11 protein-coding genes are annotated in these 24,316 nt (G+C 57.3%); all 11 read left to right on the top strand.

The window, feature by feature from the left end; all coding sequences use genetic code 11:
- The first annotated feature begins 34 nt into the window (after window positions 1–34).
- The 11 genes from csrD to SERS4_RS0122745 all read left to right on the top strand — a co-directional run bounded on the left by csrD (window position 35) and on the right by SERS4_RS0122745 (window position 24,307).
- Window positions 35–1,966 (top strand): RNase E specificity factor CsrD, encoded by a 1,932-nt coding sequence (csrD, locus tag SERS4_RS0122795; protein WP_017894173.1) that lies wholly within the window; start codon window positions 35–37, stop codon window positions 1,964–1,966.
- A 412-nt stretch (window positions 1,967–2,378) separates the two neighbouring features.
- Window positions 2,379–3,422 carry a rod shape-determining protein MreB gene (mreB, locus tag SERS4_RS0122790; RefSeq protein ID WP_012147106.1) on the top strand — a complete coding sequence of 348 codons (1,044 nt, stop codon included), beginning with the start codon at window positions 2,379–2,381 and terminating at the stop codon, window positions 3,420–3,422.
- A 94-nt stretch (window positions 3,423–3,516) separates the two neighbouring features.
- Window positions 3,517–4,521 carry a rod shape-determining protein MreC gene (gene mreC, locus SERS4_RS0122785; RefSeq protein ID WP_026142554.1) on the top strand — a complete coding sequence of 335 codons (1,005 nt, stop codon included), beginning with the start codon at window positions 3,517–3,519 and terminating at the stop codon, window positions 4,519–4,521.
- Window positions 4,518–5,006, top strand: coding sequence for a rod shape-determining protein MreD (mreD, locus tag SERS4_RS0122780; protein ID WP_012147104.1), 489 nt, complete (start codon window positions 4,518–4,520; stop codon window positions 5,004–5,006). Before mreC ends, mreD begins: the two co-directional genes overlap by 4 nt.
- A gap of 10 nt (window positions 5,007–5,016) precedes the next feature.
- Window positions 5,017–5,601: a nucleoside triphosphate pyrophosphatase gene (locus SERS4_RS0122775; protein WP_012147103.1), complete on the top strand. Its 585-nt coding sequence runs from the start codon at window positions 5,017–5,019 to the stop codon at window positions 5,599–5,601.
- 38 nt (window positions 5,602–5,639) lie between these two features.
- Entirely contained in the window at window positions 5,640–7,109 is a 1,470-nt protein-coding gene (rng, locus tag SERS4_RS0122770) for a ribonuclease G (RefSeq protein ID WP_012147102.1), read from the top strand.
- Between the two features lie 103 nt (window positions 7,110–7,212).
- Window positions 7,213–11,028 carry an AsmA2 domain-containing protein YhdP gene (gene yhdP / locus SERS4_RS0122765; RefSeq protein ID WP_026142553.1) on the top strand — a complete coding sequence of 1,272 codons (3,816 nt, stop codon included), beginning with the start codon at window positions 7,213–7,215 and terminating at the stop codon, window positions 11,026–11,028.
- On the top strand, window positions 11,025–11,885 hold the full coding sequence (nit1, locus tag SERS4_RS0122760) for a deaminated glutathione amidase (protein ID WP_017894170.1): 861 nt from the start codon (window positions 11,025–11,027) through the stop codon (window positions 11,883–11,885). Before yhdP ends, nit1 begins: the two co-directional genes overlap by 4 nt.
- A gap of 7 nt (window positions 11,886–11,892) precedes the next feature.
- Window positions 11,893–13,338, top strand: coding sequence for a metalloprotease TldD (tldD, locus tag SERS4_RS0122755; protein ID WP_012147099.1), 1,446 nt, complete (start codon window positions 11,893–11,895; stop codon window positions 13,336–13,338).
- Window positions 13,339–13,625: 287 nt separating this feature from the next.
- A complete protein-coding gene (locus tag SERS4_RS0122750) occupies window positions 13,626–15,299 on the top strand; it encodes a ShlB/FhaC/HecB family hemolysin secretion/activation protein (RefSeq protein ID WP_017894169.1) in 1,674 nt (557 codons plus the stop codon).
- A gap of 26 nt (window positions 15,300–15,325) precedes the next feature.
- Entirely contained in the window at window positions 15,326–24,307 is an 8,982-nt protein-coding gene (locus SERS4_RS0122745) for a hemagglutinin repeat-containing protein (protein WP_017894168.1), read from the top strand.
- The last annotated feature ends 9 nt before the right edge of the window (window positions 24,308–24,316 follow it).

The following is a 24,316-nucleotide window of genomic DNA, read 5'->3' as shown; positions in this document are numbered from 1 at the left end:
TAATTCACGTAACCATAACGGACAAGGCACAGGGATGCGATTTACCACCAAGCTCTCTGCATTGATCACCCTGCTTGTTGCTCTGGCGATGTTTTTGATGCTGATGGGCTGCTCATACAGTTACTTCTACGTCACTCAGGAGAGGCTGGATCGCCGCTTTAATTCGCTGATGACCTCGCTCGATCAGGCGATGCTGCGTGAATCTCCACAGGAACAGGAACAATGGTTACCGCTGGTGATGCGTCCGCTTGGTATCGTGGCCGTCAGCGTGGATACCAGCCACAGCAATCTTCTTTCTTATCATCTGCCAACGGTAAAGCAGCCCTGGGAATCGCTCAACGGCTACCGGCAGGTTTCTCTGCCGTTGATGCAGCATCCCGGCGCTTCGCTACGCATTACCTATATTGACCCTTTCGCCAGCGACGTGCGTTCGTTGCAATCCACTGCGGCTGTCACTTTGTCGATCGTCGTGATGGTGGTTATCTTGCTGCTCAGTTTGCGTTGGTTACGCGATCAGGCCGACGGGGAGGACCGGCTGGAACGCCGTGCACGCCGTATTCTTAATGGCGAACGAGAGAGCGTGATGCAGGGCGACGTGCGCGAATGGCCGGCAAACGTCAGCGGAGCACTCGATCGCCTGCTGGCGGATCTGGCGGAAGCGCGCGAGGAGCGTAGCCGGGTCGATACGTTGATCCGCGCCTTTGCCGCTCAGGACGCCAAAACCGGGCTGAACAACCGATTGTTCTTTGATAACCAACTGACCACCCAACTGGAAGAGGAAGGTTCGCACGGCATTGTCATGATGGTGCGATTACCGGATTTCGACACGCTGCGGGAAACCCACGGCAACAGTGCGGTGCAAGAACTGATGTATTCACTGGTCAATCTGTTGTCGACCTTCGTGATGCGCTACCCGGCGGCGTTGCTGGCGCGCTATTTCCACAGCGATTTCAGCGTTCTGTTGCCGCATCGCACGCTGAAAGAGGCGGACGGCATTGCTTCACAGTTGGTTCATGCCATTGACGCCTTGCCTTCGACGGCGCTTATCGATCGCGAGGCGTTTTTGCATATCGGTATTGTGGCCTACCGCAGCGGACAAAGTACCGAACAGGTGATTGATCATGCAGAGCAGGCCACGCGCCACGCGACGCTGCAGGGGGAAAACGGCTGGTATGTCTACGACAGCCAGGTGCCGGAAAAAGGGCGCGGCAGCGTCAAATGGCGCACTCTGTTGGAACAGGTGCTGGCGCGGGGCGGGCCACGGTTGTACCAGAAACCGGCAGTGACGGTGGAGGGGGAAGTTCATCACCGGGAGATCATGAGCCGGATATACGATGGGACCCAGGAACTGCTGCCATCTGAATATATGCCGTTGGTACAGCAGTTGGGGCTGGCGGAAAGTTACGATCGCCAGCATTTGAGTCGCATTCTTCCTTTACTGGCGCTGTGGCCTGAAGAAACGCTGGCATTTACGCTGTGTGTAGACTCTTTATTGCAGCGTACTTTCCAGCGCTGGCTGCGTGATAGCCTTCTGCAATGTGAAAAAAGTCATCGTCGGCGAATTCTGATTGAACTTGCAGAGGCAGACGTGTGTCAACATATCGACCGTTTGCGCCCGGTGTTGAGATTACTCTCTGGATTGGGGTGTCGTCTGGCCGTGTCCCAGGCGGGGTTAACCGTGGTCAGTACCTCCTATATCAAGTCTTTACCGGTGGAACTGGTCAAGCTCCACCCTGGTTTGGTGCGGAGTATTGATAAGCGGGATGAGAATCAGCTGTTCGTTCAGAGCCTGACTGGCGCCTGCGAAGGGACCAGTACCCAGGTTTTTGCCGCCAGCGTGCGGACGCGTAATGAATGGCAGACGCTGAAAGATCGCGGGATCCTCGGCGGGCAGGGTGACTTTTTCGCGTCGCCGGAACCGATAGACGCAGGGCGTAAAAAATATTCGCGTCGTTATCGCGTTTAACCTGAATGCCGGGCAAAAATTGACGTAGAATGAGCGCCAATTCATCTGGGCTATTTTATCTGTCTTTTTGGGGTTATCCCCAAACTGCCTGCGACAATGACGCCTATTTGATATAGGCTCTTGTCAGTCCTTTTCTGTTGAACGTTGGTAGGTGCTTACCACCAACGGCAATCAGGGAATATGTTAGATTTTATGAGCTGTGTTACGCCGTTTCGTGCGCTGACAGGGTGGTAAACTGAGCCTTTGTTCAGGGAATTCAGGCCTCATCCAATTTCCGTGCATTCGAGCAGAAACAATACAGACTATTTTTCACCGAAGTAGAACGTTTTTGCGCCTTGTCGCTGCTTCGTGTGGTTGGTAAAGTAGGCGGATTTTATTTTCCGCCCCCAGCTTGCAGGATTATCCTTTAGTTATGTTTAAGAAATTTCGTGGCATGTTTTCCAATGACTTGTCCATCGACTTGGGTACCGCCAATACCCTAATTTATGTTAAAGGGCAAGGCATTGTACTGAACGAACCTTCGGTGGTTGCCATTCGCCAGGATCGTGCCGGTTCACCCAAGAGCGTTGCGGCCGTGGGTCATGAGGCTAAACAGATGCTGGGGCGTACCCCCGGCAATATCGCGGCTATCCGTCCGATGAAAGACGGCGTTATCGCCGACTTCTTCGTGACTGAAAAAATGCTGCAGCACTTTATCAAACAGGTTCACAGCAACAGCTTCATGCGGCCAAGCCCGCGCGTGCTGGTGTGTGTGCCGGTCGGCGCAACTCAGGTTGAACGTCGTGCCATCCGCGAATCCGCCCAAGGGGCCGGTGCGCGTGAAGTGTTTCTGATTGAAGAGCCAATGGCTGCGGCAATCGGTGCAGGCCTGCCGGTTTCTGAAGCGACTGGTTCAATGGTGGTGGATATCGGTGGTGGTACTACTGAAGTGGCGGTGATTTCACTCAACGGTGTGGTCTACTCTTCTTCCGTGCGTATCGGCGGTGACCGTTTCGACGAAGCCATCATTAATTATGTGCGTCGTAACTATGGCTCACTGATTGGTGAAGCGACGGCCGAACGTATCAAGCACGGCATCGGCTCAGCTTATCCGGGCGATGAAGTGCATGAAATCGAAGTTCGCGGCCGTAACCTGGCTGAGGGCGTGCCACGCGGCTTTACCCTGAATTCCAATGAAATCCTCGAAGCGCTGCAGGAGCCGTTGACCGGCATCGTCAGTGCGGTGATGGTCGCGCTGGAACAGTGTCCGCCGGAGCTGGCTTCCGACATTTCCGAACGCGGCATGGTGTTGACCGGCGGTGGCGCATTGCTGCGCAACCTGGATCGCCTGCTGATGGAAGAAACCGGTATTCCGGTAGTCGTGGCAGAAGATCCGCTGACCTGCGTAGCTCGCGGTGGCGGCAAGGCGTTGGAAATGATCGACATGCATGGCGGCGATTTGTTCAGCGAAGAATAGTCAGCCCCAGGAAGGAGGAATCGTATCGGATGAATGCGCAAAGCGAAAATCGGGTACGGTTCCTCTTTCTGTTGTCGAGGAACACGCATAATTTATGAAGCCGATTTTTAGCAGGGGGCCTTCCCTGCAACTACGACTTTTTTTAGCAGTGATTGTGGCTATCTGCCTGATCGTTGCCGACAGCCGTCTCGGTACGTTCGTGAAAATACGTAACTACATGGATACGGCCGTCAGCCCTTTCTATTTTCTGGCCAATGGGCCGCGTAAGGTTTTGGACAGCGTTTCAGAAACGCTGGCTACCCGCCAACAGCTGGAGCTGGAAAACCGTGCTCTGCGGCAGGAACTGCTGCTGAAAAACAGCGATATTCTTCTTCTTGGCCAATTCAAGCAGGAAAACGCCCGTTTGCGTGAGCTGTTAGGCTCGCCGCTGCGCCAGGACGAACACAAAATGGTCACCCAGGTGATCTCGACCGGATCTGATCCTTACAGCGACCAGGTGGTGATCGACAAAGGTTCGGACAACGGCGTTTATGAAGGCCAGCCGGTCATCAGTGATAAAGGCGTAGTCGGCCAGGTAGTCGCGGTGGCGAAAGTCACCAGCCGCGTGCTGCTGATCTGCGATGCTTCACACGCGCTGCCTATCCAGGTACTGCGCAATGATATCCGGGTGATCGCTGCAGGCAGCGGTTGTGCCGATGATTTACAGCTCGAACACTTGCCGAACAATACCGATATTCGCGTGGGCGACGTGCTGGTCACTTCCGGCCTGGGCGGCCGCTTCCCGGAAGGCTATCCGGTGGCGGTGGTGTCCTCGGTTAAAGTGGATAACCAGCGTGCATATACCGTGATCCAGGCACGCCCGACGGCGGGTCTGCAGCGTTTGCGCTATTTGTTGTTGCTGTGGGGTGCCGATCGTAATGGCGATATGCCGTTGCCGCCGGACGAAGTGCACCGTGTCGCCAATGAGCGGCTGATGCAGATGATGCCTCAGGTGCTGCCACCGGCCGATGCCATGGGGCCGCAACAGCCACTGCCGGCACCGGCAACCGGCGTTGCCGTGCCGCAAACCGCCGCACCGGCCGCGGGAGTTACCCAATGAATCGCTACCGCAGTAATGGGCGCTGGATAATCTGGCTGTCATTCCTGGTGGCGCTGGTGCTGCAAATTATGCCGTGGCCGGAACAGATCTACATGTTCCGTCCCTCCTGGCTGGCTTTGATCCTGATCTACTGGGTAATGGCACTGCCGCACCGGGTTAACGTCGGCACCGGCTTTGTGCTGGGGTTGATTATGGATCTGATCCTCGGTTCTACGCTGGGTGTGCGTGCGCTGGCGCTGGGGATCATTGCCTATCTGGTCGCGTTTAAATTCCAACTGTTCCGCAACATGGCCCTCTGGCAACAGGCGCTGATCGTCGTGCTATTGTCACTGGCGATGGATGTTGTGGTGTTCTGGGCCGAGTTTTTAGTGATCAACGTTTCTTTCCGCCCAGAGGTGTTCTGGAGTAGTGTGGTAAACGGCATTCTGTGGCCATGGTTATTCCTGCTGATGCGCAAAATCCGCCGTCAGTTCGCCGTACAGTAAGGGTATATCAATGACTTCGCTTTATCTGGCCTCCGGCTCTCCCCGTCGACGTGAATTACTGACCCTGTTGGGCGTGGCGTTTGAAATTATCCTGACGGATACCGAAGAACAACGACAGGAAGGGGAAGCTGCGGAAGTCTATGTGCGCCGTTTGGCGCAGGATAAGGCCAGGGCAGGCGTGGCGCTGGCCCAGCAGGACTGGCCGGTGCTGGGCGCGGATACCATTGTCGTGCTCAATGGCCGGGTGCTGGAAAAACCCCAAAGCGAAACGCATGCGGCGCAAATGCTGGCGGCGCTGTCGGGTAAACAGCATCAGGTGATGACCGCGGTGGCGATCGCCGATCGTCATGATGTTCTGTGCCAACTAGTGGTGACAGACGTGACATTCCGCAACCTGTCACAACAGGATATCTGCGACTATATTGCAACGGGCGAACCGATGGATAAAGCGGGCGCCTATGGAATTCAAGGAAAGGGTGGTTGTTTCGTCAGGACGATAACCGGGAGTTATCACGCGGTGATGGGCTTGCCGTTGGTCGAAACACATGAGCTGCTCAGTAATTTTGTCGCATTACGTGATGTAAGAACCGGTTGATGGGCGCTGCCATTATCGACCGGCTCTGAGGAGAAGGCATGACAGCTGAGCTACTGGTTAATATCACACCGTCTGAAACGCGGGTTGCCTATATTGATGGCGGCATCCTGCAAGAGATCCATATCGAGCGCGAATCCAAGCGCGGTATCGTCGGCAATATTTATAAAGGGCGCGTAAGTCGCGTGTTGCCGGGTATGCAGGCGGCATTCGTCGATATCGGCCTGGACAAAGCGGCCTTCCTGCACGCCTCCGATATCATGCCGCACACCGAATGTGTCGCCGGCGATGAGCAGAAAAATTTCCACGTGCGCGATATTGCCGAGCTGGTGCGCCAGGGGCAGGATCTGATGGTGCAGGTGGTGAAAGATCCGCTGGGCACCAAAGGCGCGCGCCTGACCACCGACATCACTCTGCCTTCGCGTTACCTGGTGTTCATGCCGGGGGCGGCGCACGTTGGTGTTTCACAGCGTATTGAAAGTGAAGCCGAGCGCGATCGCCTGAAAAAAGCCGTCGCCGGTTACTGCGATGAACTGGGTGGTTTTATCATCCGCACCGCGGCAGAAGGCATTGGTGAAGAAGAGCTGTCGCAAGACGCTGCCTTCCTCAAACGCCTGTGGACCAAGGTGATGGAGCGTAAAAAGCGCAACCAGACCAAATACAAGTTGTACGGTGAGCTGGCGCTGGCGCAGCGTATTTTGCGTGACTTCGCCGGTGCGGCACTGGACAGGATCCGCGTGGACTCGCGTCTGACCCACGATCTGCTGGTGGAATTTACCGGTGAGTACATCCCGGATATTACCGCCAAGCTGGAGCTGTACACCGGCAGTCAGCCGATCTTCGATCTGTATGATGTTGAAAACGAGATCCAGCGTGCGCTGGAGCGTAAGGTAGAGCTGAAGTCCGGCGGCTACCTGATCATCGATCAGACCGAAGCGATGACCACCGTGGATATCAATACCGGCGCCTTTGTCGGCCATCGCAATCTCGACGAAACCATCTTTAATACCAATATCGAAGCGACCCAGGCGATTGCCCGCCAACTGCGGCTGCGCAATCTGGGCGGCATTATCATTATCGACTTTATTGATATGAATAATGACGAACATCGTCGTCGGGTGCTGCATTCGCTGGAGCTGGCGCTGAGTAAAGATCGGGTAAAAACCACGATCAACGGCTTCTCTCAGCTAGGCTTAGTTGAAATGACGCGTAAACGCACGCGCGAAAGCATTGAACATGTGCTGTGCCATGATTGTCCTACTTGTCATGGACGCGGCACCCTGAAAACTGTGGAAACCGTGTGCTACGAAATTTTGCGTGAAATTGTGCGCGTGCACCATGCTTATGATTCAGATCGTTTCCTGGTTTACGCCTCTGCGGCGGTGGGTGAGGCGCTGAAAAGCGAAGAGTCCCATGCGCTGGCCGAAGTGGAAATCTTTGTTGGCAAACAGGTCAAGGTGCAGATCGAACCCTTGTACAGCCAGGAACAATTTGACGTTGTCATGATGTAGTCCGCCCGTTGGCGGCCAAAGTCCGGTATTGGTGGGGCCCAGCATGCTGGGCCTCCCATGCATAGATATCCCGTTGCCAGGCAGCGGAAGCAAGGAGAACTGCGTGAGGCGACTGCCTGGGATTTTGTTAGCTACAGGCGCCAGTCTGATTGTCATCGTGGCGTTGCTGATCAGCGGGCTGCGTTTGGCGCTGCCTGAACTGAACAACTACCGCCCGCAACTGTTGGCCAAGGTCGAAAGCCTCTCCGGCGTGCCGGTGCAGATCGACTTTATGCAGGGAAGTTGGGAAACCTTCGGCCCGCAGTTGGAAATGCGTAACGTGCGTGCCACGCTGCCCAAAAGCAATCTGCGTATTGAACGCGTTACCCTGGCGCTGGACGTATGGCAGTCGCTGTTGCACTGGCGCTGGCAGTTCCGCGATCTCACCTTCTACCAACTCCAGTTCGATCTCAACACCACTTTGGGTGGCGAAGAGCATAAGGGCAGCACCATCGAGCCGGGTAAAATCAGCGATTTGCTGCTGCATCAGGTCGATCACTTCAACCTGCGTGACAGCCGCCTTTCCTTCCTTACGCCTGCCGGTGCGCGCGCCGAATTCGAGGTTCCACAGCTAACCTGGCTTAACGGCCGCGATCGCCACCGTGCCGAAGGGCAGATTAGCCTGTCGACGCTGAATGGCCAGCATGGTGTGGTACAGCTGCGCATGGACCTGCGTGATAACCAGGGTTTATTGAATGTGGGTACGGTCTATATGCAGGCCGATAATATCGACATGAAGCCCTGGTTCACCCGTTGGTTACGCGCCAATACCGGCCTGGAAAGCGCCGACTTTAGCCTGGCAGCCTGGCTACAAATACAGAACGGTGAAATTGCCGGCGGCAGTGCGTTGTTAAAGCAGGGCGCGGCCAACTGGAACGTGGGCAAACAACAGCACCGGCTGGACGTGGACAATCTGGCGCTGACGCTCAGCCGCCAGGGGACCGGCTGGCAAGTCGAGGTGCCGCAGCTCAACCTGGCCACCGACGGCCAGGCCTGGCCGCAAGGCAAGCTGTCCGGGCTGTGGCTGCCGGAAAATACCGAGTTTATGGGGCCGGGGCAGACGGAAGAACTACGCGTGCGAGCGACCAACATTCAGCTTGAACGCCTGTCTGCGCTATTGCCGACCTTCTCATTCCTCAGCCCGGACGTGCTGGAGCGCTGGAACGACCTGCAACCGCAAGGCAAGGTCAATGCATTGGCGTTGGATATTCCGTTGAAACAGCCGGAAAAAACCCGTTTCCAGGCCCGTTGGCAGGACGTCAGTTGGCAGCCGTGGAAACTGTTACCGGGGATAAATCATTTCTCTGGCGCGCTGAGTGGCGGTGTAGAAAATGGCCGCCTGCAGCTTGATCTCAACGACAGCACCTTGCCGTACGGTGACATGTTCCGCGCCCCGCTGGAAGTCAGCAGCGCGCGCGGTGCGTTAACCTGGCTGAACAACCCACAGGGCTGGGAGCTGGCGAGTAAAAATCTGGATGTGAAAGCCAAATCGCTGTGGGTGAACGGTGATTTCCGCTACCAGCAGCCGGCCAAAGGGGATCCGTGGCTGAGCATTCTGGCCGGTATCCGCCTGTATGATGCCGCAGACGCCTGGCGTTACTTCCCGGAACCCTTGATGGGCAAGCACCTGGTGGACTACCTCAGCGGTGCCATTCAGGGCGGGCAGGTGGATAACGCCACGCTGCTCTACAACGGTGACCCGCAGCACTTCCCTTACCGTAAACATGAAGGCCAGTTTGAGGTATTTGTCCCGCTGCGCCATTCGACCTTCCAGTTCCAACCGGACTGGCCGGCATTGACCGATCTGGCCATCGATCTCGATTTTGCCAATGAAGGGCTGTGGATGAATGCTCCGCAGACCAAACTGGGTAAAGTCGATGGCAAAAATGTTACCGCCATCATTCCGGACTACCTGAAAGAGCGCCTGTTGGTTGATGCTGACGTGGCGGGTCAGGGTGAGGAAATCCATGACTATTTCGAGCAGACACCTCTGCATGATTCACTGGGTGCCGCACTGGATGAACTGCAGATTGGCGGGAATGTCAGTGGGCGCTTACATCTCGACATCCCCTTGAACGGCGAGCTGGTGCGCGCCACGGGCGAGGTGGCGCTGAACAACAACTCATTGCTGGTTAAGCCGATCGAAAGTGAGCTGCAAAAGGTCAGCGGCAAGTTCCGCTTCGATAACGGCAATCTGACCAGTGATAGCCTGTCGGCCAACTGGTTCGGGCAGCCGGTTGCGGTGAATTTCAATACGCTGGAAGGTAAAAGTGACTACAAGGTCAATGTGGGTCTGAAGGCCGACTGGCAGCCGGGCAAATTCCCGGGTATTCCACAGGAAGTGGCCGATGCGCTGAGCGGCAGTGCTCCGTGGCAGGGCCAGGTTGCCATTACCTTGCCGCATAAGGGCAACGCCAGCTATGACATCGGCGTTGATGCGGACCTTAGGAAAGTAAGCAGTCACTTACCTTCTCCACTGGATAAGCCGGCTGGTGAGCCACTGCCGTTGAGTGTAAAAGTGAAAGGTGGCCTGAATGGCTTCATGCTGACCGGTAGCGCCGGCAAGCAGAACCATTTCAACAGCGAATGGACCTTCGCCAAACAGCAGGTGCGGCTTGCACGAGCGGCATGGCAAACCGAAGGCGGTGGAACGCCACCTTTACCGGCCGGTAAATCTTTGACGCTAAACCTGCCGCCACTGGACGGTGAAAAGTGGTTGGGGTTAATGGCACCGGCGTTAAAACAAGGCGGTGGCTCGGGCCAGGTGGGCGGCTTCAACTTCCCAACCACCGTAGCGCTGAAAACACCGCAGCTGCTGTTGGGCGGTCAGGCCTGGCACAAGCTGACGTTGTCGGCCGAGAAACAGCTCGGCGGCACGCTGGTCAGTGCCAAGGGCGATGAAGTTGACGGCAGTCTGCGGGTGACGGATCGTGGGCCGTGGCGTGCCGATATCAATTATCTTTATTACAATCCGCAGTTTAGCGATAGCAAGGGGACGGCGACGGCGGCGAGCAACCCGCTGGCCGCGGCAGAAAAGGTTTCTTTCCGTGACTGGCCGTCGTTGATGCTGCGCTGCAAGTCGTGCTGGATGATGGGGCAAAACCTCGGCAAGGTGGAGGCGGATCTGGCCAATCAGGGTGATACCCTGACCCTGGAGCATGGCTTGGTCGATACCGGCAAAGGGCGCATGACCGCCAGCGGCCTGTGGAAGCAGAACGCCCAGGAAGAACGCAGCTCGCTGAAAGGCAAACTGCTGGGTGGCAAGATTGACGAAACCGCCGCTTTCTTCGGCATCACCACGCCGCTGAAAGGCGCGCCTTATGACATTGATTTTGATCTGTACTGGCGTGGCACGCCGTGGAAACCGCAGATGAGTACCCTCAGCGGTGCGATGAAGGTCAATATGGGCAAGGGGGAGATCGACAGCATGGGCGGTGGACGTGCCGGCCAGCTGTTGCGTTTGGTCAGTGTCGACTCCCTGTTGCGTAAGTTGCAGTTCGATTTCAGTGATACCTTCGGCAAAGGTTTCTACTTTGACTCCATCCGCAGCACCGCGTGGCTGAAAGATGGCATAATGCATACCGATAACCTGTTGGTTGACGGACTGGCGGCGGATATTGCCATGAACGGACAGGTCGATTTGGCGCGCCGCCGGATTGATATGGAAGCGGTGGTCGCGCCGGCCATTTCGACCACTGTCGGTGTGGCGACGGCATTCGTGATTAACCCGATTGTCGGCGCGGCGGTGTTTGCTGCCTCGCAGGTGTTGGGGCCGCTGTGGAGTAAGATCTCGCTGATTCGTTACCACATCAGCGGCGATTTGGACCAGCCGAAGGTCAACGAGGTCCTGCGTAAGCCAAAGGAGGATAAGGCGTCATGAGAAATGCTAACGTTGCGTTGTTACAGTTGTGCAGTGGCGATCGGGTGCGTGATAACCTGGCCCAGATTGAACAGCAGATTAAGCAGCTCAATACCGGGGTAAAACTGGTGATGACGCCGGAGAACGCGCTGCTGTTCGCCAATTCTGCGGCTTATCGTGAACATGCTGAACGCCAGGGCGACGGGCCGCTGCAGAATGCGGTGCGCGAGATGGCACGGCGTTATGGTGTCTGGCTGCTGGTGGGGTCGATGCCGTTGGTCAGCCGTGAAAATCCTGCGCTGATCACCACCAGCAGCCTGCTGTTCGACGACCAGGGCGAGATCCGCGCGCGCTATGACAAGCTGCACATGTTCGACGTGGACATTAACGACTCTCACGGCCATTATCGGGAGTCGGATACCTATCAGCATGGCCAAGAGCTCATGGTAGTGGATACCCCGGTCGGGCGGCTTGGCATGACCATCTGCTACGATCTGCGCTTCCCGGCGCTGTTCCAGGCGTTACGGGCACAGGGCGCTGAACTGATTTCCGTACCGGCGGCCTTTACTCGTGTGACCGGTGAGGCGCACTGGGAAATTTTGCTGCGCGCCAGAGCGATAGAAAACCAGTGTGTGATCCTGGCGCCGGCACAGGTTGGCAGCCATGGCCCGACTCGTCGCACCTGGGGCCATTCGCTGGCGGTGGATGCCTGGGGCAAGGTATTGGCTGAAAACCCCGATGCGGTATCGGCGTTGAAAGTGCGGGTCGATATCACCGGCCTCAAAACTATTCGCGAGCAAATGCCGGTATTGCAACACAACCGATTCCAGACGTCGCTGACGGCGCCGTTTGACAACAAATTCTCCATTAAAGAGTGAAAAAATTATGAGCCTGACGTTTGTCAGTGAGCAGTTACTTGCTGCCAATAAGCTGAGCCACCAGGATCTGTTTTCCGTCCTGGGGCAACTGGCCGAACGCCGCCTCGATTACGCCGATCTCTATTTCCAGTCGAGCTACCACGAAGCCTGGGTGATTGAAGACGGTATCATCAAGGATGGCTCTTACAATATCGACCAAGGGGTTGGAGTACGCGCCGTGAGCGGCGAGAAAACCGGCTTCGCCTATGCCGATCAAATCACCCTGAACGCCTTGCAGCAAAGTGCCCATGCCGCGCGCAGCATAGTGCGTGACAGCGGTAATGGTCAGGTGCATACCTTGGGTGAAATCAGCCATAAGGCGCTGTATCCCCTGCTCGATCCGCTGCAAAGCCTGCCGCGGGAAGAGAAAATCGCCCTGTTGCACCGCATTGACAAGGTAGCCCGCGCGGCCGATAAACGGGTGCAAGAGGTCAGCGCCAGTATCACCGGCGTGTATGAACAAATTCTGGTGGCGGCCACCGACGGTACTCTGGCTGCGGACGTTCGCCCATTAGTGCGCTTGTCTGTCAGCGTACTGGTGGAGCAAGACGGCAAGCGTGAACGCGGTTCCAGCGGCGGCGGTGGCCGTTTCGGCTATGACTATTTCCTGGAAATCGCCGATGGCGAAGTCCGTGCCGACGCCTACGCCAAAGAAGCGGTGCGCATGGCATTGATTAACCTTTCTGCCGTTGCGGCCCCAGCCGGTAATATGCCGGTGGTGCTGGGCGCAGGCTGGCCGGGCGTCCTGCTGCATGAAGCGGTGGGCCATGGTCTGGAAGGTGACTTCAACCGTCGTGGTACTTCGGTCTTCAGCGGCCAGATGGGTCAGTTGGTGGCCTCAGAGCTTTGTACGGTGGTGGATGACGGCACTTTGCAGGGGTTACGAGGCTCACTGGCGATCGATGACGAAGGTGTACCGGGCCAGTACAACATGTTGATTGAGAACGGTATCCTGAAAGGTTATATGCAGGACAAACTCAATGCGCGTCTGATGGGCGTTGCGCCGACCGGTAACGGCCGCCGTGAGTCCTATGCGCATCTGCCGATGCCGCGTATGACCAACACCTACATGCTGGCGGGCAAGTCTACGCCGGAAGAGATCATCGCCAGCGTTGAATACGGCCTGTACGCGCCGAACTTTGGCGGCGGCCAGGTGGATATCACCTCAGGCAAGTTTGTGTTTTCCACCACCGAAGCCTACCTGATCGAAAAAGGCCGCATCACCAAGCCGGTGAAGGGCGCCACGCTGATCGGCTCAGGTATTGAGGCGATGCAGCAAATTTCGATGGTGGGCAACGATCTGGCGCTGGATAAAGGCGTCGGCGTTTGCGGTAAAGAGGGGCAAAGCCTGCCGGTGGGGGTTGGTCAACCGACCCTTAAGCTGGACACCCTGACCGTCGGTGGTACCGCGTAATACTTTCCAGGGGCCGGTTCACGGCCCCTATCCGTTTCTGTTTTGCGGCGCTCATCGCATTAGCAGCAATTTTTGGGTTTAGCTGAAATAAAGAGCGATCCACTGTTTTTTCCTTTTCGTGCGAATCAATGAATTATATTTAACTATTACAGGTGATTTTCTGCGGTTTGGCTTAGGAATTGTCTCTACCAATCGGTCTGAACTACCTTATTGGCTAATGATTCAACCTTGTTACATTCCCCGTCCTGTCGTTAAAATGCTGAAAAAACACACGGATGGTCTTCTGAATGGATTCAGTTACTCAACGGCTTTCGGCTGCTTTGCTGTGCATTTTCTTTTCTTCCGCCACCGGCGCTAACCTGCTTAGCCCGGCGGACCGCGACACGATCCAACAACAGCAGCGCGAATTACTGGAACAAAACCAGCAGCAGCGACAGGAATTGCAACGCAGTCTGACGCCGACCTTGCCAGCAACCCCGGCACCCAGCGCCAACGCGGGTGGTCCTTGTTTCACCATCACCCAAATTCAACTGGAAGGCGCCGAGCATCTGCCTGCCAGCGCGCAACGTAAACTCACCCAGAATTACCTGCAGCAATGCCTGAATCTGGGGCAAATCCAAACGCTGGTGCAGCAAATCTCCGACTGGTATATCGGCCGTGGCTATATCACCAGCCGCGCATTCTTGACCGAGCAGGATCTGTCGCGTGGCGAACTACGGTTACTGGTGCTGGAAGGCAAGCTGGAGAAAATTCAGCTGGAAAAGCAGGACGATCGGATGCTGAAAATGGCCTTCCCGGGCCTGCAGGGCAAGATCCTTAACCTGCGTGATATCGAGCAGGGCATGGAGCAGATCAATCGTCTGCGTCAGCAGCCGGTGCAGATAGAAATCCTGCCCGGCAGCCAACCGGGTTACTCATTGGTCAACCTGAGCGCCAAACCTGAATTTCCGCTGATGCTCGGGCTGGGTTTCGACAACAGCGGGCAAAAAAGCACCGGGACCGGGCAGATCAACGGATCCTTGACCGGCAATAACCTGCTCGGGTTGGCGGACCAATGGTTTGTCGCCGGCGCCCGCAGCAGTGATTTTGCCAACGATCACAACGCACGCAGCGTACAAACCGGCGTGAGCCTGCCCTACGGCTACTGGACGCTGGATTACAACTATTCCTACAGCGATTACCTGACCACGCTCAATAACCAGGGTTTTGACTGGCGCTCCCGCGGTGACAGCCAGACCCATCGTTTGGGCGTTTCGCGGGTGCTGTTCCGCGACGGCGAAATGAAAACCGGCCTGTCGCTGGGGCTGACGCACCGCATCAATCGCAATTACCTCAACGATACCCGGCTGGAAAGCAGCAGCCGCAAGCTGACCAGCGTGACGTTGGGGGTCAGCCACAGCCAGAAATTGCTGGGCGGGTTCGCTACCCTGAACCCGGCCTACAGCCGTGGTGTCCCCTGGTTGGGCGCAGAAAATGACAGCGGAAAAATCAAGGAAGCGCCCCGGGCCGAGTTTCACAAACTTTCGCTTTCCGGCAGCTACTATCTGCCGCTGACGCAAGATTGGACCTATCTCACCAGTCTTTACAGCCAGTGGAGTAACCACCGTTTGTACGGCAGCGAGCGCCTGACGATAGGTGGAGAAAGCTCTGTGCGTGGTTTCAAGGAACAATACCTTTCTGGTGACAAGGGCGGTTACTGGCGTAACGAGGTCAATCGCACGCTGGTGACATTGCCGTACCTCGGCAGCATCAACGCCCTGGCGGCGCTCGATGGTGGCTATTTACAGCGTGACAAGCTGGATGCTAACGCCTCCGGCACGCTGTGGGGCGGCGCAGTGGGGCTGGGCAGCCGCGGGCGCTATTTCGGCAGCCAACTGACCGTCGGCTGGCCGCTGGCTTATCCCGACTGGTTGAAGCCGGATCGGGTTTCGGTTTACTACCGGGTGAATATCGTACTTTAACGCTACTGTACAGGAAGGTTTCAAGGATGAAGCGTAAACAGAATCAACCGCTTAATACCCCTCAGCGTCTGCTGAGCTACACCCTGTGCATGTTACTGGCCGGGCAGCCGCTGCTGCCGGCGCTGGCCGAAGGCGTTAACGTGGCCGAAGGTAATACCCGTGTCGATCAGGCCGCCAACGGCGTGCCGGTGGTCAACATTGCCACGCCGAATCAGGCCGGTATTTCCCATAACAAATACAACGATTTCAACGTCGGCAAAGAGGGCGTGATCCTCAACAACGCCACCGGTCAGCTCAACCAGAGCCAGCTTGGCGGCCTGATCCAGAACAACCCCAACCTGCAGGCCGGCAAGGAAGCGCAGGGCATCATCAACGAAGTGGTGGCACCGAACCCTTCACAGCTTCAGGGCTACCTGGAGGTGGCAGGCAAGCAGGCCAGCGTGATGGTCGCCAACCCCTATGGCATCACCTGCGACGGCTGTGGCTTTATCAACACCCCTAACGCGACGCTGACCACCGGCAAACCGGTGCTGGGTGCCGACGGCAAGCTGCAGGCGCTGGAAGTCACCCAAGGGGCGATCACCATTCAGGGCAAGGGGCTGGACGCCAGCAAGAGCGACAAATTCGCCCTGATCGCCCGCGCTACCGAGATTAACGCTCAACTGTATGCCAAAGATCTCAACATCACGCTCGGGGCTAACCGGGTGGACGCTACCGGCAAGGCCACGGCGATCGCCGGTAATGGCGACGTGCCCAAGGTGGCCATCGACACCGGCGCCCTTGGCGGTATGTACGCCAACCGCATTCATTTGGTGTCCAGTGAAAAAGGGGTCGGAGTCAACCTCGGCAACCTCACCGCGCGTGAAGGCGATATTCAGCTGGATGCCAATGGCCAACTGCGACTGAATAAAACCCTGGCGCAGGGCGGCCTGAATGCCACTGCGGCGGGAATAACGCTCAGCGGCAACCACAAGGCCGGGCAGGCGCTTACCCTGAATAGCCGTGGCGATATTGCCATGAGTCAGGCCACGCTGAGCGCCAAAGGGGATATGCAACTGACTGCCGCAGGCAAACTGCAGGCGGGCAAAGCCGATACGGACGGCCGCCTGCAAGTGGATGCTGCCAGCCTGAGCAGCGATAAAAACAGCACCCTGACGGCCGAAGGTGATATCCACCTGACGCTCAGCGGCGACGGCAACTGGCAGGGCACCCTGACCGCTGGACGCGATCTGCAGTTGCAGGCCAATCATCTGACCAACGCTGGCCAGCTGGCTGCCAATCGCGACAGCCGTGTTAAGACACAGAACCTGACCAACAGCGGCCTGATCCAGGCTCAGGGCACGCAGAACCTGACCAGCAACCAACTCGCTAACCTTGGGCAGTTGCAAGCGGGGGGAATGCAGACCATCACCGCCAACGGTGTCGACAATAAGGGGGCGATCGGTTCCCAACAACAACTCGAACTGCGGGTACGTGACCGACTTAATGTCGCGGGCTCACTACTTGCCGATGGCCCATTGACGGTACAGGCGGGTGAATTTTTACTGGCCGGAAGCGCCAGCGGCAAGCAGGGTGTCACCCTTGTTCACACCGGCTCTCTGAAAACCGAGCTGGGTTCATCGCTGCTGAGCGACGGCAATATCACCCTCAACGCCGATGATGTACGGCTCGGCGGGCTGCTTTCCAGTGAACTTGGCCTGACGATAGAGACAAAAAAACTGCTGTCTACCGCCGGCGCCCGCACCCAGTCCAAACAGGACATGAAGCTCAAGGTTGCGCAAGACGCGCAGCTGGCCGGCGTGTTCAACACGCTGGAGGATTTGAAGTTTTCTGCCGCCACGGCGGATAACAGCGGCGAAATAGACGCGCGCAATATTGACTGGGGCGGAGACTCGCTGAAGCAGCGCGGACACCTGAAGGCCACTGAGAACGCCACGCTGAAGGTAAAACAGCTCGATCAGCAGGGGGATCTGCTGGCTGACCAACGGCTGGAGCTACGCGGCGATAGCCTGGTGAACAGTGGGCTGATGGGTGCCCAGACGCTGGATCTGGTGTTAAGCGAATCGCTGAACAACACCGGCAACCTGCACGGCGTAAAAAAGCTGGCGTTGCAGTTGGCTAAGGATTTGACCAACGCTACTGGGGGCAAGCTGCTCAGCGAAGGCGAATTAACGGCCCAGGCGGCGACGGTTAATAACAGCGGATTATGGCAGGGGGATCGTATCACGCTGACTGCGCGGCAGTTGGATCATAAAGGTACGCTGCAGGCGGCTAAGGGGATCAAACTGGATCTGAGCGGCGATCTTGATGCCGATCTCGGCAGCAAGATTTTCTCCAATGGCAAAGCGGACCTGACGGCGCTGACCTTGAACAACCAGGGCCATATACAGGCAGAAGAATTGAAGTTAAGCACCGCAGACCTGACCAACAGCGGCAGGCTGCAGGGGCAAAAAAGCCTCGATGCCAAGCTAAGCGGCATATTCGATAACCTGGCCGGCGGCAATGTGCGCAGTCTGGGGACGTTGCAGCTGGAGGCTAAAGAGCTCAATAACGCCGGGGATCTGCAGGGTGATGGCCGCAGCGAGCTGCAGTTGGATCTTCAGTTGATCAACTCAGGTAACCTGATGGCAGGTGGTGCGCTGAGTCTGCAAGCACCGACGCTGAACAACAGCGGCTTGCTGCAGGCCGACAGCCTGACGTTCACCGGCACGACGTTGGATAACCGCGGCACATTGAGCACCTCCGGCGATAACCAGCTCACGCTGGATACTCTGAATAATAAAGGGACGTTGCAGGGCGGTAATTTAAAACTGAAGGCAGACAGCCTGGATAACACCGGCACGCTGCTGGCGACAAGCCAGATGAGCCTCAAAGCGCGGCAGATTGATAACCAGAACAGCGGCAAGCTATTGAGTGGCGGCGATATTTCACTGGCCAGCACCCTGTTGAATCAGTACGGCCAATTGGTGGCGCTGGGCAACATGACGTTGACGCTGAAAGACGCCTTCACCCAGAGCGGCACCCTGGCGGTGGGCAAAGCGCTGGTTCTGACCAGCGACGGCGATATTCTGCTGCAGGGCGCCACTCAGGGCCAGAGTGTGGATGTTCGCAGCGGCGGTCAGTTGAGCAACGCCGGTTCATTGCGTGGCGGCAGCGGAGAAATGCGCCTCGAAGCCGCCGGGATAACTCAAAACGCCGCCGCCAGCCTGCAGTCGGGCGGATTGGTGCAGCTGTTGAGCCGTGGCGACATCAGCAACAACGGTTTTATCGGCACCGCCGGTACTCTGCTGTTGAGTGCCGCAAACTCATTACTCAACAGCGGCATGCTGTACGCCGGCGTCGATATGAAGTTGCTGGCTGATCGTATCACCAACCAGCGTGGCGACATTCTGGCAGCCAATAAACTGTGGATGCAGAAAGACGCCGACGGTAATACCAACAGCCAGATCGTCAACACCTCGGGCACCATCGAGACCGAAACCGGCGATATTCAGATCAAAACCGCGCATCTGCTTAATCAGCGTGATGGGCTGAAAACCTCGGTTACGCAGGAAGATCTGACCAAAAAATACGACTGGCTGAACGGGGCCACGGCCAGCATTCCGCTGAGCTTCTTTAACGATGACGAGTACGGTTATTACACCGTGGAGACCATGCGTCAAATGGCGGGGGATGCTGCGCGTGAAGTGTACAAGACGTATACCTACGCCTCGCCGTATGCCACCACCAAAGAGTTGGCGTTGTCGACCAGCAAGGTGACGGTCAGCAGCTCGGGCGGCGCGGCGCGCATTGCCGCCGGCCGTAACATGACGCTGAATGCCACGACGCTGGATAATCTGGCCAGCGATATTTTGGCCGATGGGGATATTGCGCTCACCGGCAGCACGCTGAACAACCAGTCATGGGCTGCGGGTACAGAAACACGTTATCAAACCTATACCTATCAAAAACCGCCGTTGCCGGGCTCGGATAATACGCCGAAGGTGTCCGCGGTCTCTGCAATCAATAATTACGCCAAAGGGAAAATCGACGACAAAAATATCCACTATAAAGCCAGCGGAGAAGTGCGCACTGAACGCACCGACGACGGTGTCTATCGTTCAGTGCTCCAGGCTGGCGGTACAGTCAACGCCAAGTTTACCGACGATATCAGCAATACCACTGTGACCCCGAACGCCGGTAGCCTCAGCCACACTCTGGCGCGGCCGACGCTGGATAGCCTGCAACAGCCGGAAGCCGTCAATGCGGTAGAACAACAAGCCCTGGCGAAGGACCAAAGCGTAGTGTTTGGTTCGCCGGAGTGGAAAGACAATCTGGCGGATTACCCGTTGCCAACCGGCGGCAACGGTCGTTTTGTCGTGACCGAAGACCCGAACAGCCCCTATCTGATCACCACCAATCCCAAGCTGGACGGCCTGGGCCAGTTGGACAACAGCCTGTTCAACGATCTCTACGCCATGCTGGGCCAACAGCCGGGTACGGCCCCGCGTGAAGGCGACAGCCGTTTCACCAACGAGAAGCAGTTTATCGGCTCGGCCTATTTCCTCGACCGCTTAAAGTTAAACCCCGATTACGACTACCGTTTCCTGGGCGATGCGGCGTTCGATACCCGTTACATCAGCAATGCGATGCTCAGCCAGACCGGTCAGCGCTATCTTAACGGCGTCGGATCCGAACTGGCGCAGATGCAGCAGTTGATCGACAACGCGGCACGGGCGCAGAGCGGCCTGAAGTTGCAGTTCGGCATCGGCCTGACACCGGCACAGGTTTCACAGCTGGAGCACAGCATCGTCTGGTGGGAGAAGGTGACGGTCAACGGCCAGACGGTGCTGGCACCAAAACTGTACTTGGCCAAAGCTGACGTCGCCCCGCTGAGCGGCAGCGTGATTGCGGGCAACAAGGTTAACCTGAACGCTGGCAGCATCCGCAACGACGCCAGCACGCTGCAGGGCGGTGAGCGGCTGAACGTCAACAGTCAGGCAGGCATCAGCAATCTTAATCAGGGAATGATCAATGCTAAAGATGGGCTGAGTTTGAACGCTATTGGGGATATCAGCAATATCGGCTCGACCATCAGCGGTCAGCGGGTCGAGCTTGAAAGCCAGGACGGCAGCATTATCAATAAAACCCAGGCCCGCCAGTGGGATGCCACCGATACCCTGGGTGGCCAATCGCTGACGCTGTCGCGTACCGAAGTCGGTGATACCGCCGTGATCCGTGCCGGAGATACATTGAACATGCAGGCCGGTAACAATATCGATGTTACCGGGGCGCAGGTTACCTCTGGCGGCGCAATAGATCTGCGGGCGGGCGGCGACATCAACCTGCTTGCCAATAACACTTCTCGCGTCGACAAGTCAGACGGCGGCCGCTGGGGCGGTGGGCTAAAAGAAAGTGAAACCCATGGCAGCCTGGCCACTGAAATCAGTGCGGGTGGGGCGCTAAACGTCAACGCCGGGCAGGATCTGAACCTGGTTGCCAGCCAAATCGGCAGCAAGGGTGATGCGGCATTAACAGCCGGACGTGACATCAATCTGAACACCGCCGAACAGGTGAGCCGTCAGAAAACCGACGGTAGCGAACACATCAGCAGCGGTGCGACGCGCAGCACCCTCACCAGCGGCGGGGATCTGCAGTTGCAGGCCGGTCGCGATTTGAATTCGCAGGCGGCGGCGCTGGTGGCGGATAACGACGTTGAACTCCGCGCCGGGCGTGACGTTAACCTCAATACTCAACAAAGCCGGGAATATCAGGAAAGCCACGGCGGTCGCCAACAGCGAGTAAATGAGTCCATACGCCAACAGGGCACTGAAATCGCCAGCGGCGGTGACGCACGCATTCAGGCCGGACGGGACGCGACCCTTAACGCCACCCAGGCCCAGGCCAGCGGTGACGTGGCGGTGAGTGCCGGGCGTGATATCGCGCTGAACAGCGCCACCGAAAGCGACTACAGCTTCTTTGAAGAGACCAAGGTCAAAAAAGGCCTGATGTCCAAAACCACCACCCATACGGTGGAAGAGGATTACGCCACCCGCGAGAAAGGCGGGCTACTGAGCGGGAACAATGTCTCACTCAATGCCGGTAACGATCTCAAGGTGCAAGGCTCGACGGTGGTCGGCGACGGCAAGGTAAACCTGCAGGCAGGCAATAACGTCGACATTGTGGCAGCCACCGAGGAGCAATCCCGTTATCGGCTGAACGAGAAAAAAACCAGCGGCATGTTCAGCGGCGGTGGCATCGGCGTGACCTTCGGCAGCAAATCTTCCCGTCATCAGTTGAACGAAGACGGCACCACCCAAAGCCAGAGCGTCAGCACCATTGGCTCTACCGGCGGCGACGTGAATATCGTGGCCGGCGGCAAGGCGCATATCAGCGGCGCGGACGTGATTGCGGATAAGAACCTGTCGGTGACGGGAGATAGCGTACAAATCGATCCGGGTCAGGATATCCGTCGTCGTGATGAAACCTTTGAACAGAAACAAAGTGGTCTGAGCCTCGCCTTGTCCGGCACGGTTGGCAGCGCCATCAACACGGCGGTAACGACGGCCCAGCAGGCGAAGCAGGAGACTGATGGTCGGCTGGCAGCATTGCAGGGCACCAAAGCAGCCTTATCTGGCGTGCAGGCCGTTCAGGCAGGGCAACTGGCACAAGTCGGCAATACCGATACCGAAGAAGGCAGCATGGTAGGTATCAGTGTCTCGCTGGGGGCACAGAAATCGTCGTCGAAACAGCATCAGGAGCAAACCTCAGTTACTGGCTCGACGCTCAACGCCGGTAATAACTTGCAGGTGACGGCGACCGGCAAGGGTAACTCGGCCGACAGTGGCGATATTGCCGTGGTGGGCAGCCAGCTCAAAGCAGGGGGCGACACCACCCTGAGTGCCGAGCGGGATGTGTTGCTGCTGGGTGCAGCCAATACGCAGAAGACTGAGGGCAGCAACAAGAGCAGCGGCGGCAATATCGGCGTCAGTATTGGCGTAGGGCAACAGACCGGATTGAGCGTGTTCGCCAATGCCAACAAGAGCCAGGGCAGCGAGCATGGCGATGGCACGTTTTGGAGTGAAGCGACGATAGACAGTGGCGGCACGCTGTCAATGCACAGCGGCCGGGATACCCTGTTGTCGGGTGCGCAGGCCAGTGGCGAAACGGTGAAGGTGGATGCCGGGCGTAACCTGACTTTGCAAAGCCAACAGGATAGCGATAATTACGACGCCAAACAGACCAGCGTCAGTGGTGGTTTCAGCGTAGCCATCATCGGTGCCGGCGGCTCCGCCAGCCTGAGCATGAGTCGTGACAAACTGCACAGTAATTATGACAGCGTGCAGGAGCAAACCGGTCTGTTTGCCGGCAAGGGCGGCTATGATGTTAAGGTGGGCGAGCATACGCAGTTAGATGGCGCGGTGATTGCCAGCACGGCTACGGCGGATAAAAACCGCCTTGATACCGGCACCTTGGGCTTCAGTGATATCCATAATCAGGCGGATTTCAAGGCCGAGCATCAGGGGGGCAGCATCAGCAGCGGTGGCCCGGTAGGGGCCGACTTGCTAACTAATCTGGCGGGCGCAGCCCTGTCCGGCGCGGGGAATAAAGGGCATGCAGAAGGCACCACGCAGGCAGCAGTGTCGGGCGGTAGCGTGGTCATTCGGGACCAGGCCAACCAGCAGCAGGACGTTAATCAACTCAGTCGCGATACCGATAACGCCAACGGCAGTATCGGACCGATATTCGACAAGGAGAAAGAGCAGAACCGGCTGAAGCAGGCGCAGCTGATTGGTGAGATCGCCGGGCAGACGATGGATGTTATCCGCACCCAGGGTGATATTAATGGGCTGAAGGCGGCGAAGGATAAGCATCCGGGGCTGGACGCGAAAGCGTTGCGTAAAACGCCGGAATATCAAGCCGAGATGAAGGAATACGGTACCGGCAGCGATATACAAAGAGCCGCACAGGCGGTGACGGGGGCGCTGCAGGCGCTGGCGGGAAACAATCTTGCCGGTGCACTGGCGAGCGGCGCGGCACCGTATCTGGCGAGAGAGATCAAAGCGCGAATCGGTGATGACAACGTGGCCGCCAACGCGATGGCGCATGCGGTGCTGGGTGCGATAACCGCGCAGTTGAACAACCAGTCGGCGGTAGCGGGTGCGGTAGGTGCCGGTGGTGGTGAGCTGGTAGCGCGGGTGATACTGAGTGAGATGTTCCAGGGCCGTAAAATCTCGGACCTGACAGAAAGCGAGAAACAGCAGGTCAGTGCGCTGAGCCAACTGGCCGCAGGGCTGGCGGGCGGTCTCGTCTCAGACAGCAGCGCAGGCGTGGTGACAGGTTCGCAAGCCGCTAAGAATGCGGTGGAGAATAACTTGTTGGGCGGGAATGAGGAAACTCAGACCAAGTTCGTGCAGGAACACGGCAAGAATATTGCGTCTTGCAGCACTGACTCAAGTTCAGCATCCTGCCAGAAAGGTTTGGCGATGAACGATGCGCTGATGGTTGCTTTGCCAGCCGGGCTTGGTGGTGGCGTTCTGGCCGCTGCGACACCGGAGCTAGCGGCAGCAGCCAAGGCGGCGATACAGACCTGTGCGGGTAATGTAGTGCTGTGCCTTAATAATGCTGGTATCCAGATGTCGGAAGCCATCGTGCCGGGTGGTGTAGGTGCCGGTGGTGCGGTGGGTATCGGTAAGACAGCGGCAGAGGCGACGGCGGCTAAGGCGGCTAATAATGCAGCCCACAGCGCTGCCAGTGGTCTGAATCTGAATAAGTCATTAGCCAGTGAAGCACAGTTGGCAGATCTTGTTAAAAGTGGAGGTGCTTCGTTAGCTGGTAATGGAGCTAAAGATCCGTTACGTGATGCACCTAGGTTAGTAGCAGAATATGGCGGTAAGGTGTCTGACTGGAGTAAGGTATCCAGTAAGAGTTATACCGCTGCTGATGGTTCGCAATTTGAAATTCATGCTTACCGTAATGCAATAACAGGTCAACTGGTTGAGCCGAAAACCATTCCAACACAAAAATAAGACAACATA

This window comes from Serratia sp. S4, assembly GCF_000347995.1.
GTDB lineage: Bacteria > Pseudomonadota > Gammaproteobacteria > Enterobacterales > Enterobacteriaceae > Serratia > Serratia quinivorans.
Note: the sequence above shows the minus strand (reverse complement) of the source record. Positions and strands in the feature narration are given on the sequence as shown.

What these genes read in the sequence shown, in the direction of transcription:
- csrD (WP_017894173.1), top strand. Translation starts at nt 35, where the DNA reads ATGCGATTTACCACCAAGCTCTCTGCATTGATCACCCTGCTTGTTGCT.
- mreB (WP_012147106.1), top strand. Translation starts at nt 2,379, where the DNA reads ATGTTTAAGAAATTTCGTGGCATGTTTTCCAATGACTTGTCCATCGAC.
- mreC (WP_026142554.1), top strand. Translation starts at nt 3,517, where the DNA reads ATGAAGCCGATTTTTAGCAGGGGGCCTTCCCTGCAACTACGACTTTTT.
- mreD (WP_012147104.1), top strand. Translation starts at nt 4,518, where the DNA reads ATGAATCGCTACCGCAGTAATGGGCGCTGGATAATCTGGCTGTCATTC.
- SERS4_RS0122775 (WP_012147103.1), top strand. Translation starts at nt 5,017, where the DNA reads ATGACTTCGCTTTATCTGGCCTCCGGCTCTCCCCGTCGACGTGAATTA.
- rng (WP_012147102.1), top strand. Translation starts at nt 5,640, where the DNA reads ATGACAGCTGAGCTACTGGTTAATATCACACCGTCTGAAACGCGGGTT.
- nit1 (WP_017894170.1), top strand. Translation starts at nt 11,025, where the DNA reads ATGAGAAATGCTAACGTTGCGTTGTTACAGTTGTGCAGTGGCGATCGG.
- tldD (WP_012147099.1), top strand. Translation starts at nt 11,893, where the DNA reads ATGAGCCTGACGTTTGTCAGTGAGCAGTTACTTGCTGCCAATAAGCTG.
- SERS4_RS0122750 (WP_017894169.1), top strand. Translation starts at nt 13,626, where the DNA reads ATGGATTCAGTTACTCAACGGCTTTCGGCTGCTTTGCTGTGCATTTTC.
- SERS4_RS0122745 (WP_017894168.1), top strand. Translation starts at nt 15,326, where the DNA reads ATGAAGCGTAAACAGAATCAACCGCTTAATACCCCTCAGCGTCTGCTG.